General features: G+C 72.1%; 8 protein-coding genes and 1 pseudogene. 5 read left to right on the forward strand and 4 right to left on the reverse strand.

What is annotated here, in order from left to right; translation table 11 throughout:
* Positions 1-58 precede the first annotated feature (58 nt).
* The 4 genes from ACZ4UV_RS01355 to ACZ4UV_RS01370 form a co-directional block, all read right to left on the reverse strand.
* Entirely contained in the window at positions 59-796 is a 738-nt protein-coding gene (locus ACZ4UV_RS01355; RefSeq protein WP_467835214.1) for a vWA domain-containing protein, read from the reverse strand.
* A gap of 151 nt (positions 797-947) precedes the next feature.
* On the reverse strand, positions 948-2408 hold the full coding sequence (locus tag ACZ4UV_RS01360) for a glutamate synthase subunit beta (protein ID WP_390038181.1): 1461 nt from the start codon (positions 2406-2408) through the stop codon (positions 948-950).
* Positions 2401-6939, reverse strand: a complete 4539-nt coding sequence (gene gltB, locus ACZ4UV_RS01365; protein ID WP_467835216.1) for a glutamate synthase large subunit — start codon at positions 6937-6939, stop codon at positions 2401-2403. The genes ACZ4UV_RS01360 and gltB overlap by 8 nt, the downstream gene beginning before the upstream one ends.
* Before the next feature lie 431 nt (positions 6940-7370).
* A complete protein-coding gene (locus ACZ4UV_RS01370; protein WP_351489454.1) occupies positions 7371-8102 on the reverse strand; it encodes a VIT1/CCC1 transporter family protein in 732 nt (243 codons plus the stop codon).
* Positions 8103-8399: 297 nt separating this feature from the next.
* Here ACZ4UV_RS01370 and ACZ4UV_RS01375 point away from each other — a divergent pair.
* The 5 genes and pseudogenes from ACZ4UV_RS01375 to rbsK form a co-directional block, all read left to right on the forward strand.
* Positions 8400-9387, forward strand: a pseudogene (locus tag ACZ4UV_RS01375) (ADP-ribosylglycohydrolase family protein); the annotation flags it as partial.
* A gap of 136 nt (positions 9388-9523) precedes the next feature.
* On the forward strand, positions 9524-10972 hold the full coding sequence (locus ACZ4UV_RS01380) for an ADP-ribosylglycohydrolase family protein (RefSeq protein ID WP_467836451.1): 1449 nt from the start codon (positions 9524-9526) through the stop codon (positions 10970-10972).
* Positions 10973-10980: 8 nt separating this feature from the next.
* Positions 10981-12156, forward strand: coding sequence for an ADP-ribosylglycohydrolase family protein (locus ACZ4UV_RS01385; protein ID WP_467835219.1), 1176 nt, complete (start codon positions 10981-10983; stop codon positions 12154-12156).
* Positions 12144-13715: an ADP-ribosylglycohydrolase family protein gene (locus tag ACZ4UV_RS01390; RefSeq protein WP_467835222.1), complete on the forward strand. Its 1572-nt coding sequence runs from the start codon at positions 12144-12146 to the stop codon at positions 13713-13715. The genes ACZ4UV_RS01385 and ACZ4UV_RS01390 overlap by 13 nt, the downstream gene beginning before the upstream one ends.
* Positions 13712-14605 carry a ribokinase gene (gene rbsK, locus ACZ4UV_RS01395; RefSeq protein WP_390038171.1) on the forward strand — a complete coding sequence of 298 codons (894 nt, stop codon included), beginning with the start codon at positions 13712-13714 and terminating at the stop codon, positions 14603-14605. Before ACZ4UV_RS01390 ends, rbsK begins: the two co-directional genes overlap by 4 nt.
* Positions 14606-14645 lie beyond the last annotated feature (40 nt).

Genomic DNA, 14645 nt, shown 5'->3' on the forward strand with positions numbered 1-14645 from the left:
CCGGATCACCCCTCAGGGTGGCACGCCGGAGCGCTACAGCCAACGGTGCGACGTAAACTCAGCCCGCCCCGACGCCCGCCCCGACGATGCCCGCCGCCCGCGCCGCCGCCAGCCACTGCGGGAACTCGCCGACGAGACGGTCGTACAGCTCGCCGTCCGGTACCTTCCCCGGAGCCGAACCGGCGTGGAAGAAGCCCGCGTTGTCCACCACCCGCTTCCCCGGCACCGCCAGCTCGTCGAGCTTGCGCAGGAAGTCGAACTGTTTGCTGTGCGGGTCGCCGAAGCCGACGAACTGCCAGAACAGCGGCAGCCTGGCCGCCTTGCACAGGTAGCGTTCCGCGGCGAGCTTGTTGATCGGGCCGCCGTCGGTCTGGAAGACGACCAGGGCGGGCGCGGTGGACCCGCTGTCCAGGTAGTGGTCGATCACGGCGTCCATGGCCAGGTGGTAGCTGGTCTTGCCCATGTGCCCGAGCCCGGCCGCGATCTTCTCGATCCGGCCCGTGTGTTCGGCCAGCTTGATGTCGGTGACCGCGTCGATGTCCGTGGAGAAGAAGACGACGGGCACCCGGCCGTCGTCGTCCAGATGCGCGGAGAGCCCGAGGACGCGGTCGGCGAGCGCCTGCACGCTGCCGTCCGCGTAGTACGGCTTCATCGAGCCGGAGTAGTCGACGACCAGGTAGACGGCGGCGCGCAGTCCGTCGAGACCGTGTTTGGTGAGGGAGATCCCGGCCGACCTGTACGAGCCGACCAGCGCGGGCGCGGTCTGCTCCACCTTGCTGAGACTGATCGCGGCCATGTCCTGTTCCCCCTCGCCCTGGTTCAGGAGGCCGAGGTTACTTGATCACGGAAAGGCGGCGGCGCCTGCCCAGTCGTCCGGTCGGGGACTGTGGGGCAGGCGCCGTCAGTGTTCCGTACGCCGTTGTACGGGACGTCTGTTGGGGTGTGGGTCAGACCATCAGCGAGCGGTCCGTCGGGCGGATCGGGGCCGGGAGGTCGCTCGCGCCCGTGAGGAAGCGGTCGACGCCCTTGGCGGCCGAGCGGCCCTCGGCGATCGCCCAGACGATCAGGGACTGGCCGCGGCCGGCGTCACCGGCGACGAAGACGCCCGGCACGTTGGTCTGGAAGTCGGCGTCGCGGGCGACGTTGCCGCGCTCGTCGAGCTCGAGACCGAACTGGTCCACGACACCGTTCACCCGGTCGGTGCCGGTGAAGCCCATGGCCAGGGTGACCAGCTGGGCCGGGATCTTCCGCTCGGTGCCCGGCTTCGGGGTCAGCTTGCCGTCGACGAACTCCACCTCGGTGAGGTGCAGCCACTGGACGTTGCCGTCCTCGTCGCCCTCGAAGTGCGTGGTGGAGACGGAGTAGACCCGCTCGCCGCCCTCCTCGTGCGCCGAGGTGACCTTGTAGAGCATCGGGAAGGTCGGCCACGGCTGGTGCGGCGCCCGGTCCTCGCCCGGCCGGGGCATGATCTCCAGCTGGGTGACGGAGGCCGCGCCCTGGCGGTGGGCGGTGCCCACGCAGTCCGCGCCGGTGTCGCCGCCGCCGATCACGACCACGTGCTTGCCCTCGGCCGAGATGGGCGACACCACGTAGTCGCCCTCCTGGACCTTGTTGGCCAGCGGCAGGTACTCCATGGCCTGGTAGACGCCCTTGAGCTCGCGGCCGGGGACCGGCAGGTCACGGGCGGTCGTGGCACCGGCGGCGATGACGACCGCGTCGTACCGCTTCTTCAGGTCGGTCGCCTTGAGGTCGCGGCCGATCTCGATGCCGGTACGGAAGCGGGTGCCCTCCGCGCGCATCTGCTCGATGCGGCGGTTGATGTGCCGCTTCTCCATCTTGAACTCGGGGATGCCGTAGCGGAGCAGGCCGCCGATGCGGTCGGCGCGCTCGTAGACGGCGACGGTGTGGCCGGCCCGGGTGAGCTGCTGGGCGGCGGCCAGGCCCGCGGGGCCCGAGCCGATGACGGCGACGGTCTTGCCGGACAGGCGCTCGGGGGCCTGCGGGGCGACGGTGCCCGCGTCCCACGCCTTGTCGATGATGGAAACCTCGACGTTCTTGATCGTCACGGCCGGCTGGTTGATGCCGAGCACGCACGCCGACTCGCACGGGGCCGGGCACAGGCGGCCCGTGAACTCCGGGAAGTTGTTCGTGGCGTGCAGGCGCTCGGAGGCGGCCGTCCAGTCCTCGCGGTAGGCGAAGTCGTTCCACTCGGGGATCAGGTTCCCGAGCGGACAGCCGTTGTGGCAGAACGGGATGCCGCAGTCCATGCACCGGCTGGCCTGCTTGCTGATGATCGGCAGCAGGGAGCCGGGGACGTAGACCTCGTTCCAGTCCCGGACACGGTCGGCGACGGGGCGGGTCTTGGCGACCTCACGGCCGTGGTTCAGGAAGCCCTTCGGGTCAGCCATTGATCGCCGCCTCCATCATCTTCTCGTGGGTCTCGGTCTCGGAGAGACCCGCTCGCTCGGCGGCGTCCTTGGCGGCGAGCACTGCCTTGTAAGTGCCAGGAATGATCTTGCTGAACCGCTGCACGGCCGCGTCCCAGTCGGCGAGCAGCTTCTCGGCGACCGTGGAGGCGGTCTCCTCGGCGTGCCGGCGCACCACGTCGTGCAGCCACTGCTTGTCGGCGTCGTCGAGGGCCTCGACGGCGTCGACGTTGCCCACGTTGACGTTGTCGACGTTCAGGTCGATGACGTACGCGACACCGCCCGACATGCCGGCCGCGAAGTTACGGCCCGTCTCACCGAGGACCACCGCGTGGCCGCCGGTCATGTACTCGCAGCCGTGGTCGCCCACGCCCTCCGAGACCACCAGCGCACCGGAGTTGCGGACGCAGAACCGCTCGCCGGTCCGGCCGCGCAGGAACAGCTCGCCGCCGGTCGCGCCGTACGCGATGGTGTTGCCCGCGATGGTGGAGTACTCGGCGAGGTGGTCGGCCGCCCGGTCCGGACGGACGATGACACGGCCGCCGGAGAGGCCCTTGCCGACGTAGTCGTTGGCGTCGCCCTCCAGGCGGAGCGTGACACCGCGCGGCAGGAAGGCGCCGAAGGACTGGCCGGCCGAGCCGGTGAAGGTGATGTCGATGGTGTCGTCGGGCAGGCCGGCGCCACCGAACTTCTTCGTCACCTCGTGGCCGAGCATGGTGCCGACCGTGCGGTTGATGTTGCGCACCTTGATCTGGGCGCGCACCGGCTGGGCGTCGGTGGCGCTGGAGGCGGCCAGGGCGTCGGAGGCGAGCTTGATCAGCTCGTTGTCCAGGGCCTTCTCCAGGCCGTGGTCCTGCGCGACGGTCTGGTGCAGCGCCGCGCCCTCGGGGAGCTCGGGCACGTAGAAGAGCGGGGCCAGGTCCAGGCCCTGCGCCTTCCAGTGGTCGACGGCACGGGTGACGTCGAGCGCCTCGGCGTGGCCGACGGCCTCCTCGATGGTGCGGAAGCCCAGCTCGGCGAGGATCTCGCGGACTTCCTCGGCGATGAACTTGAAGAAGTTCACCACGTACTCGGCCTTGCCGGAGAAGCGGTCGCGCAGCACCGGGTTCTGGGTGGCGACGCCGACCGGGCAGGTGTCGAGGTGGCAGACGCGCATCATGATGCAGCCGGAGACGACGAGCGGCGCGGTCGCGAAACCGAACTCCTCGGCGCCGAGCAGCGCGGCGATGACCACGTCGCGGCCGGTCTTCAGCTGGCCGTCGGTCTGCACGACGATGCGGTCGCGCAGGCCGTTGAGCAGCAGGGTCTGCTGGGTCTCGGCGAGGCCGAGCTCCCAGGGGCCGCCCGCGTGCTTCAGCGAGGTCAGCGGGGAGGCACCCGTACCGCCGTCGTGGCCGGAGATGAGCACGACGTCCGCGTGCGCCTTGGACACACCGGCCGCGACCGTGCCGACGCCGACCTCGGAGACCAGCTTGACGTGAATCCGCGCCTGCGGGTTCGCGTTCTTCAGGTCGTGGATCAGCTGGGCCAGGTCCTCGATGGAGTAGATGTCGTGGTGCGGCGGCGGGGAGATCAGGCCGACGCCCGGGGTGGAGTGCCGGGTCTTGGCGACCCACGGGTAGACCTTGTGGCCGGGCAGCTGGCCGCCCTCGCCGGGCTTGGCGCCCTGGGCCATCTTGATCTGGATGTCGTCCGCGTTGACCAGGTACTCGCTCGTCACGCCGAAGCGGCCGGAGGCGACCTGCTTGATGGCGGACCGGCGGGCCGGGTCGTAGAGGCGGTCCGGGTCCTCGCCGCCCTCACCGGTGTTGGACTTGCCGCCCAGCTGGTTCATGGCGATGGCGAGGGTCTCGTGCGCCTCGCGCGAGATGGAGCCGTACGACATGGCGCCGGTGGAGAACCGCTTGACGATCTCGGAGACCGGCTCGACCTCGTCGACGGAGATCGACGGACGGTCGGACTTGAAGCCGAACAGGCCACGGAGCGTCATGAGGCGCTCGGACTGCTCGTTCACGCGGTCCGTGTACTTCTTGAAGATGTCGTAGCGGTTCGCGCGCGTCGAGTGCTGGAGGCGGAAGACCGTCTCCGGGTCGAACAGGTGCGGCTCGCCCTCGCGGCGCCACTGGTACTCGCCGCCTATCTCCAGGGCGCGGTGGGCCGGCGCGATGCCGGAGGCCGGGTAGGCCTTGGCGTGGCGGGCCGCGACCTCCTTGGCGATGACGTCGATGCCGACGCCGCCGATCTTGGAGGCGGTGCCGTTGAAGTACTTGTCGACGAAGCCCTCTTCGAGACCGACGGCCTCGAAGACCTGGGCGCCGCGGTAGGAGGCGACCGTGGAGATGCCCATCTTGGACATGACCTTCAGGACGCCCTTGCCGAGGGCGTAGATCAGGTTGCGGATGGCCTGCTCGGCCTCCATGCCCGGCAGGAAGGTGCCCGCGCGGGTCAGGTCCTCGACGGACTCCATGGCCAGGTACGGGTTGACGGCGGCGGCGCCGAAGCCGATCAGCAGGGCGACGTGGTGGACCTCGCGGACGTCACCGGCCTCGACCAGCAGGCCCACGTGGGTGCGCTGCTTGGTGCGGATGAGGTGGTGGTGGACGGCCGCGGTGAGCAGCAGCGACGGGATCGGCGCGTGCTCGGCGTCCGAGTGCCGGTCCGACAGGACGATGAGGCGGGCGCCGTTCTCGATGGCCGCGTCGGCCTCGGCGCAGATCTCGTCGATGCGGGCGGCGAGCGAGTCGCCGCCGCCGGAGACCCGGTACAGGCCGGACAGGGTCGCGGCCTTGAAGCCGGGCATGTCGCCGTCGGCGTTGATGTGGATGAGCTTGGCCAGCTCGTCGTTGTCGATCACCGGGAAGGGCAGCACGACCGAGCGGCAGGACGCGGCGTTCGGGTCGAGCAGGTTGCCCGAGGGGCCGAGGGACGAGCGCAGCGAGGTGACGAGCTCCTCGCGGATGGCGTCCAGCGGCGGGTTGGTGACCTGGGCGAACAGCTGGGTGAAGTAGTCGAAGAGCAGCCGCGGGCGCTCGCTCAGCGCCGCGATCGGCGAGTCGGTGCCCATGGAGCCGATCGGCTCGGCGCCGGCCTTGGCCATCGGCGCGAGGATGACGCGCAGCTCTTCCTCGGTGTAGCCGAAGGTCTGCTGGCGGCGGGTGACCGAGGCGTGGGTGTGGACGATGTGCTCGCGCTCGGGCAGGTCGCTCAGCTCGATCTCGCCGGCCTCCAGCCACTCCGCGTACGGCTGCGCGGCGGCGAGGGACGCCTTGATCTCGTCGTCCTCGATGATGCGGTGCTCGACGGTGTCGACGAGGAACATCTTGCCGGGCTGCAGCCGGCCCTTGCGGACCACCTTGGCGGGGTCGATGTCGAGGACGCCGACCTCGGAGCCGAGGACGACCAGGCCCTCGTCGGTCACCCAGTAGCGGCCGGGACGCAGACCGTTGCGGTCGAGAACGGCACCGACCTGGGAGCCGTCGGTGAAGGTGACACAGGCGGGGCCGTCCCAGGGCTCCATCATCGTGGCGTGGAAGCCGTAGAAGGCGCGGCGGGCCGGGTCCATGGAGTCGTGGTTCTCCCACGCCTCCGGGATCATCATCAGTACGGAGTGCGGCAGCGAGCGCCCGCCCAGGTGCAGGAGTTCGAGCACCTCGTCGAAGGTCGCCGAGTCGGAGGCGTCGGGCGTACAGATCGGGAAGACGCGGTCGAGCTTCTCCTGCGGGCCGAACAGGTCGGAGACCAGCTGCGACTCACGGGCCCGCATCCAGTTGCGGTTGCCCTTGACGGTGTTGATCTCACCGTTGTGGGCGACGAAGCGGTAGGGGTGCGCGAGCGGCCACGACGGGAAGGTGTTCGTGGAGAACCGGGAGTGCACGAGCGCGATCGCGGACGCGAAGCGGCGGTCGGACAGGTCCGGGAAGAAGGGCTCCAGCTGGCCGGTGGTCAGCATGCCCTTGTAGACGATGGTCCGCGCGGACAGCGACGGGAAGTAGACGCCCACCTCGCGCTCGGCGCGCTTGCGCAGCACGAACGCCTTGCGGTCCAGCGCGATGCCCTCGCTGGCGCCGTCGGCGACAAAGACCTGCCGGAAGACCGGCATGGTGGAGCGGGCGGTGGCACCGAGCAGCCCCGGGGCGACCGGAACCTCGCGCCAGCCGAGGACCGTGAGGCCCTCCTCCGCCGCGATCGTCTCGATCTGCGAGACGGCGTCCTGCGTGCCGTCCTCGGGCAGGAAGGCGATACCCACGGCGTACGAACCGGCCGCCGGCAGTTCGAATCCGGCCACCTCGCGGAAGAAGGCGTCGGGCACCTGGGAGAGGATGCCCGCGCCGTCGCCCGAGTCGGGCTCGGAGCCGGTCGCGCCGCGGTGCTCCAGGTTGCGCAGAACCGTGAGTGCCTGCTCGACCAGCGCATGGCTCGCCTCGCCGGTGAGGGTGGCCACGAAGCCGACGCCACAGGCGTCGCGCTCGTTGCGGGGGTCGTACATACCCTGCGCAGCAGGGCGAGCATCCATGAACGACCAGTTTCGGCCGTTCGTGGAGTGCTGGGACGGCTGGCGCGGCGTACGCATCGGCTCTCCCGTCGTCGTCAGTGGCGTATAGCAGGTGCCGAGGGACGACGCTGGCCCTCTGCGTTTTTGTTGCGAAATTTCACGCAGGTTACATGATGAAGCGATTCTCGGGAACTGGATACACCGTTCCAACATGCGGACGCCGCAGGGGTTTACGGCGGGGTACCGCTCAGGGCGGCCAAGGTGGTGGGGGACCGATCCGGACAGATCCGTGTCCATCGGTCCGCGGGGCGGGGGCGAGCGTCGCGCCACCCCCACGGGTGCACGGCAGGCGTCATTGCCTGCGGCGCTTACGGCTCATGCCCGGTGGTTAAGCATTCGAAACCAGCGAGTAACGGGTATTTATGCGGCCCAACGCATAGCTACCAGATTCCCTATCCTACGGCCGTCCCGAACAGGGTGCCCAGGGCGTACGTCACACCGGCCGCCGCACCGCCCAGGGCGAGCTGCCGCAGACCGCTGAACCACCAGCTCCGCGCGGTCACCTTGGCCACCACGGCACCACAGCCGAACAGCCCGGCGAGGGCCAGCAGCAGGGCGGGCCAGAGCGCGGTCGCACCGAGCAGGAACGGCAGTACGGGCAGCAGGGCGCCCAGCGCGAACGACCCGAAGGAGGAGACCGCGGCGACCAGCGGCGAGGGCAGGTCTCCGGGGTCGATGCCGAGCTCTTCCCTGGCGTGTATCTCCAGCGCCTGCTCGGGGTCGGCGGACAGCTGCCGGGCGACCTCCCGGGCCAGCGCCGGCTCGACGCCTCTCGCCTCGTACAGCGCGGCCAGCTCGGCCTCCTCGTCCTGCGGGTGCCTGCGCAGCTCCCTGCGCTCCACGTCCAGCTCGGCCTCGACGAGCTCGCGCTGCGAGGCGACGGAGGTGTACTCGCCGGCGGCCATCGAGAAGGCGCCGGCGGCCAGTCCCGCGAGCCCGGTGATCACGATGGTCTGGTGGCCGACGGCACCGCCGGCCACACCGGTCATCAGGGCGAGGTTGGAGACGAGCCCGTCCATGGCACCGAAGACGGCGGGCCGCAGCCAGCCCCCGTTCACATCCCGGTGGGTGTGGTTGTCACGGTGGGCTTCGTGCAGAGTCGCCTGCGTCTCGATGACGGCCATGAGGGGTCCCCCAGAGGTCTCGCTGTGTGCCCCGAATAAGCTGAGGCAAAGCTAAGTTTGGACAAGTTCTATCTTTCGACAACGCTGACGTTACGCCCCGGCATTCCCTGCCGCCAGCAAGGAAAGGCTCGGCTAACCTGCGGCTTTACCTCTCTCCGCTCACACGTGCGAGGCTGTGCACAGATGTCGACCGGGTGATGTAGAGGGCCTTCAGGCTGCGGTCAACCGCCGTTGGTGGGACACATCCGCAAACGGTTCCGCGCCCCCGCGCGAAGCCCCTCCCGGAGAGGCCCGCCCATGTCATCGATCGTCTGCACCCCGCCGGCCCCCGCCCCCGACGAGCGCGCCCCGGAGCTGCACGACCGGGCGCGGGGCGCGCTCCTGGGCCTGGCCGTGGGCGACGCGCTCGGGGCGCCGGCGGAGAACATGAAGCCCTCCGAGATCCGCGCCCGCTGGGGCCGCATCACGGGATACGTGGCCGACCGTCCCGCCGGTACGGACGACACCGAGTACGCGATCTTCTCCGGCCTCCTCCTCGCCCGCCACGGCTCGGCACTCACCCCGGCCCATGTCGAGGCGGCCTGGCACGAGTGGATCGCCGACCGCGCCGAGGGCCCCTTCAAGGGCGCCGGCTTCAGCGAACGCGGCACCCTGGAGAACCTGCGCCGGGGCCTCGCCGCCCCCATCTCCGCCCAGCACCGGCACGCCTGGAGCGACGGCCTGGCCATGCGGGCGGCACCCTTCGGCGTCTTCGCGGCGGGCCGCCCCGCCGAGGCGGCCCGCCTGGTCGCCGTCGACGGCTCGGTGAGCCATGAGGGCGAGGGCATCTACGGGGGCCAGGCGGTGGCGGCCGGGGTCGCGGCGGCGATGGCGGGGGCCCCGCCGACGGCGGTGGTGGCGGCCGCGCTCGCCGTCGTACCCGACGACTCCTGGACGGCCCGCTCCCTGCGCCGCGCGGTGTCGGTCGCCCACCGCGGCGAACGGGCGGTCCGCTCCGCGGTGGTCATCGGCGGCTACCCGTGGACCGACCTGGCCCCGGAGGCCGTGGCCCTCGCCTTCGGCGCGTACGCGGCGGCGGACGGCGACTTCCGGGACGCGGTACTGACGGCCGTCAACATGGGCCGCGACGCGGACACCACGGCCGCGGTGGCCGGCGCCCTGGCCGGGGCGACGCGCGGGGCGACGGCGATCCCCCAGGAATGGAGGGCGGCGATCGGCCCGGCCCGGGGGAGCTGCCTGCCCTCCATGGCGGGACACCACGTCCTCGAGGTGGCCGACCTGCTGCTGGCAGCGGCGTCGGAACAGACCGGCCCACGACCCACGCCGCCGGCTTTTCTCCCGACCGAGCCACCCGCCCCCATCCCGACCGAGCCACACCCCCCCACGTCAGCACTCCTGCCGACCGAGGCGCACCCCGCTACATCCGCCTGCCTGCCGACCGAGGCGCACCCCGCCACATCAGCCCTCCTGCCAGCCAAGACGCCCCCCGAACCACCCCGCCCCATCCCGACCGGGCCACACCCCACCACGTCAGCGCTCCTGCCGACCGAGCCACACCTCGAACCATCCGGCCCCACCACACCAGCCCTGCTGCCGGCCGAGCCAGACCCCCGACCACCCGCCCCCATCCCCACCGAGCCGCAACCCCCGGCGCCCGCCTTTCTGCCGACCGAGTCGGGTGGTGGGTGGTCGAGGTCTCGGGGGTCCAGGGGGCGGAGCCCCCTGGGGGCCGGCTGTGGCGAGGGGCTTCGGTGAACCGGCGTCGTATCGAGGGGCTCCTCCTCGGGCTCGCCGCAGGGGACGCCGCCGGCTGGCCTTCCGCGCGGCACCGCGCATCCCGGATGCCGGAATGGACCCGCCGCCTCACCCGCGAACTCGACACCTTCGCCGAGCAGAACGCGACCACCACCCTCCCCGTCCCCATCGCCCTCAACCAGCCGCCCGAGCCCCTCCGCCTCGGCCCCTCCGACGACGCCGAGTGGGCGGCCTTCGCCGCGGAAGCCGTCCTGCGCGCCGGAGACGACACCCTCCTCGGCGACCTCAGCCGTGAGCTCCGCACCCGCGCCGCCATCGACCTCACCTGGACCGCCGTCGCCTCCGAGGTCGCCGCCGCGGCCGAACGCGCCCCGGAGATCGAGTCGGCCGTACTCCCCCTGCGCGCCCGCATCTCCGTCCGCGCCGGCCTCGGCAACCTCGCCACCGGCCTGCGCCCGCCCGCCACCGGCCACGACAACCCGCACTACTTCGACGACGCCGCCTGCGTCCGCGCCTGCGCCCTCGCCGTCGCCCACCCCGGCGACCCCCAACGCGCCGCCGACCTCGCCGAGTTCGACGCCCGCTACACCCAGGACGGCGACGGAGTGCACGGCGCCCGCGCCATGGCCGCCGCCATCGCCCTCGCCCTCGCCGGCGCCGAGGTCGAGACCTGCGCGGCCGCGGCCCTCGCCGAACTCCCCGAGGCCACCGAGATCGGCCGCAACGCCCGGCACGCCCTCACCCTCGCCGGCACCGCGGACTCCGCGTTCGCCCTGATCCCCCTCCTCGAACACCAAATCGTCGACCACGTCTACAGCTACGGCATCGCCGCCGCCGAAACCGTCCCGGTCGCCCTCGCCCTCGCCACGGCCTCCCGAGGCCGGATCGCCGAGGCCGTACCCGCCGCCGCGTGTCTGTCGAGGGTCGCCGACTCGGCCCCCGCCCTGGCCGGCGCCCTCACCGGCGCCCTCGGCGGCGGCGACGCGATCCCCCCGTCCTGGCGAGACGCCTGCCGCATCCTCTCCGGCTGCGCCCTCCCCCGCCTCACCGGCACGGACCTCGTGGAACTCGCCGAACTCCTGGAAGCCACGCAACCGGCCCGTCCAGGTGGATGATTCGGTGCATGACGCCCAAAGGAGAAGAAAGCACCGGAGCTTCGCTCGACGACCGGATCACCGGAGCACTGGTCGGGGCCGCCGTCGGCGACGCCCTCGGCGGGCCGGTCGAGGGCTACTCCCCCGACCAGATCCTCGAACGCCACGGCGGCCGCGTCCACGGCGTCGTCGGCCCCTGGAACGGCGACGCCTGGCGCACCGCCCGCCCCATCGCGCCGTACCACAAGGGCGACGGGCACGTCACCGACGACACCTTGATGACCCATGCGCTGGTACGGGTGTACGACCGGGTCCGCGACCACCTCGACGCGTACGCCGTCGCCGACCACCTGGTCCCCGACCTGATGACCAACCCGCGCTGGATCCCGGAGCTGGAGGCGGAGACCATCCCCCTCCACCGGATCTTCCTCGCCGAGAAGTGGCTGGCGGCCCGCCTCCACTACGGCCATGTCGACCCCCGCGAGGCCGGCGTCGGCAACATCGTCAACTGCGGTGCGGCGATGTACATGGCCCCGGTCGGCCTGGTCAACGCGGCGAACCCGCGGGCCGCGTACGCCGAGGCCCTGGACGTCGCGGGCGCCCACCAGTCGTCGTACGGCAGGGAGGCGGCGGGCGTCTTCGCGGCGGCGGTGGCGGCGGCGACGGCGCCCGGCGCGACCCCGGACTCCATGGTCGGCACCTGCCTGTCCCTGGCGAAGGACGGCACCCGCGAGGCGATCGAGAAGGTCTGTGAAGCGGCGGCGCACCACACCGACTTCGAGTCGGCGCTCGTCCCGCTCCGCGACGCGATCGCCCCCTACGACACGGTGGGCCCCGACTACAGGTCCCCCTCCCTCGGTGCCCGCCGCCCCTCCCGCCTGCACGCCATCGAGGAACTCCCGGTCGCCCTGGGCATGTTGCTGGTGGCGGACGGCGACTACCGGCACGCCGTCCTCGGTTCCGTCAACTACGGCCGGGACTGCGACTCCATCGCGACGATGGCGGGCGCGATCGCCGGGGCGCTGGGCTCGCCGGTCCCTGAGGACTGGTCGAAGCGGGTGGCCGAGGCCAGCCGCCTCGATCTCTGGGAACCGCCCCGTTCGCTGGCCGCCGTGACCCGCGAGATCTTCACCCGCGACAAGGAACGCCGCCGCGCGCACGAGGAGTCCTTCGGCCACCTCGGAGGCCCGAGTTGCTCCGGCTGACCTGGGTCCAGCCGGAGGACCTGCTCGGCCACGAGCTGCGCCAGGCCCGGCAGGACGGGCGGGAGCCGTCGGCCGTCGAGGCGAGGTGGCGGGCGGCGGGGGGCGCGGACGCGCCGCCGCGAGCGGGCGCGTCTCCGGACAGGGCGTCGCGCTATCTCCGCCAGCTTGCGGAGGACCTCCTCGACGAACTCGCGGACCTGCCGAGCAGGTTGAACGAGCCGACGGACCTGGAAGCGATCAAGGCGCTGTGTCCGCAGTGGCCGACTGCGCCACGGGGAGGGCGGTGCGGACCGTCGTGCGACTGCGGGTGCGATGCGGCTGATCGCGCAGTTCCCCGCGCCCCTGACGGGGCGCTGCCCAGCCGCGTCTCGCATCCAGCCGCGGGCGGTCGTGCCGCTGGGGCGATGGGGGTCCCCCCGCGCGAGCGAAGCCGAGCGTGGGGGAGGGTGGGCGCGGGCGGCATCCGGCAAGCGCCGGTAAGCGTCCCCACCCCCCGGCCCCCACACCCCCGCACCTACCACGCCGCCTGGCTCGGCAGAGCCGTCGGCTGTCTCCTCGGCAAACCCGTCGAGAAGCTGCCCCTGCACGCCATCCGCGAACTCGCCCGCGCCACCGGCAACTGGCCCCTGAACCACTACTTCACGGCCCACGGCGTCCCCGCCGAACTCCTCTCCGCCCACCCCTGGAACCGCCGCTCGGCCCCCACCTCCCTCGCCGAGAACATCGACGGCATGCCCGAGGACGACGACCTCAACTACCCCCTCCTCAACCTCCTCCTGCTCCAACGCCACACCAGGGACTTCACCACCGCCGACGTGGCCGCCCTCTGGCTCGACGAACTCCCCGCCGGCCGTACCTTCACCGCCGAACGCGTCGCCTACCGCAACCTCCTCTCCGGCATCGAACCCCCGCACACCGCCCGCCACCGCAACCCCTTCCGCGAATGGATCGGCGCCCTCATCCGCGCCGACGTGCACGGCTGGACCAACCCCGGCGCCCCGGCCGCCGCAGCCGAACAGGCCCACCGGGACGCCACCCTCACCCACACGGCCAACGGCGTCTACGCGGCCATGTTCACGGCGGCCGTCATCGCCACCGCCGCCACCGGAACCCACGACGTGCACGCCTGTCTGCGCGCCGGCCGTTCCGTCGTCCCGCCCCGTTCCCGTCTCGCCACCGCGATCGACCACGGGATCCGGCTCGCGGAGACCCACGCGGACTTCGAGACGGTCGTGGACGAACTCCACCGCGCCCACTCCCCCACCCACCACTGGGTGCACGCCGTCCCCAACACCGCACTGATCGCCGCCGCCCTCACCCACGCCGACGGCGACTTCACCGGCTCCGTCTGCCGCGCGGTGAGCGGCGGTTGGGACACCGACTCGAACGGCGCGACCGCCGGCTCCGTCGCCGGGCTGCTCGCGGGGGACCCCGACGCGCTCCCCGACCGCTGGACCACCCCGCTCAAGAACCGCCTCGCCACCTCCGTCGCCGGCTTCGACGGCACCGGCTTCGACACCCTCGCCCACCTCACTCACCTGGAGGCGACCCGCTCATGACCCACATCGCCGTACTCGGCAGCATGAACATGGACCTCGTCGCGTACGCCGAGAAGGCCCCACAGCTCGGCGAGACCGTGACAGGACGGGCGTTCCGCACGATCCCCGGCGGCAAGGGCGCCAACCAGGCGATCGCCGCCGCCCGCGCCGGTGCCACCGTCTCGATGATCGGCGCGGTCGGCCACGACGCCTACGGCACCCGGATGCGCGAGACCCTCGAACACTCCGGCGTGGACACCGACTCGCTGCGCACGATCGAGTGCGCGTCCGGCACCGCGCACATCGTCGTGGACGACGAGGGCGGCAACGCGATCGTCGTGGTCCCCGGCGCCAACGGCACCGTCGACCATCTCTCCCCCGGCGACGAGGGCGTCATCGCCTCCGCCGACATGCTCCTGCTCCAGCTGGAGATCCCCCTCGCGGCCGTCGTGGCCGGCGCGCAGGCCGCCCGCCGTCACGGCATCCGGACCGTCCTCACCCCGTCCCCGGCCCGCCCGCTCCCGTCCGAGCTCCTCGACAACATCGACCTGCTGGTGGCGAACGAGCGGGAGGCGGCCACCCTCACCGACCGGGCCGACCCGCGCGACGCGGCGGCCGCGCTCCTCGACCAGGTGCCACAGGTCGTCGTCACCCTCGGCGCGGCCGGCAGCCTCTACCTCACCCGCGACGCCGCCCCCCTGGTCATCCCCGCGCCCCGGGTGACCGCGGTCGACTCGACAGGCGCGGGCGACACCTTCGTCGGCGCCCTCGCGGTGGCCCTGGCCGAGGAGAAACCGATCCGCGAGGCCCTGTCCTGGGCGGCGGCCGCGGCGGCGATCTCCGTCCAGCGGGAAGGGGCGACGGAGTCGATGCCGTACCGCCCGGAGATCGAAACCCAGTACACCGCATGAGTGCGACCCCCAGGGCGCCCAAGACGCCCAAGACGCCCCC

This window comes from Streptomyces sp. NPDC028289, from assembly GCF_055565975.1.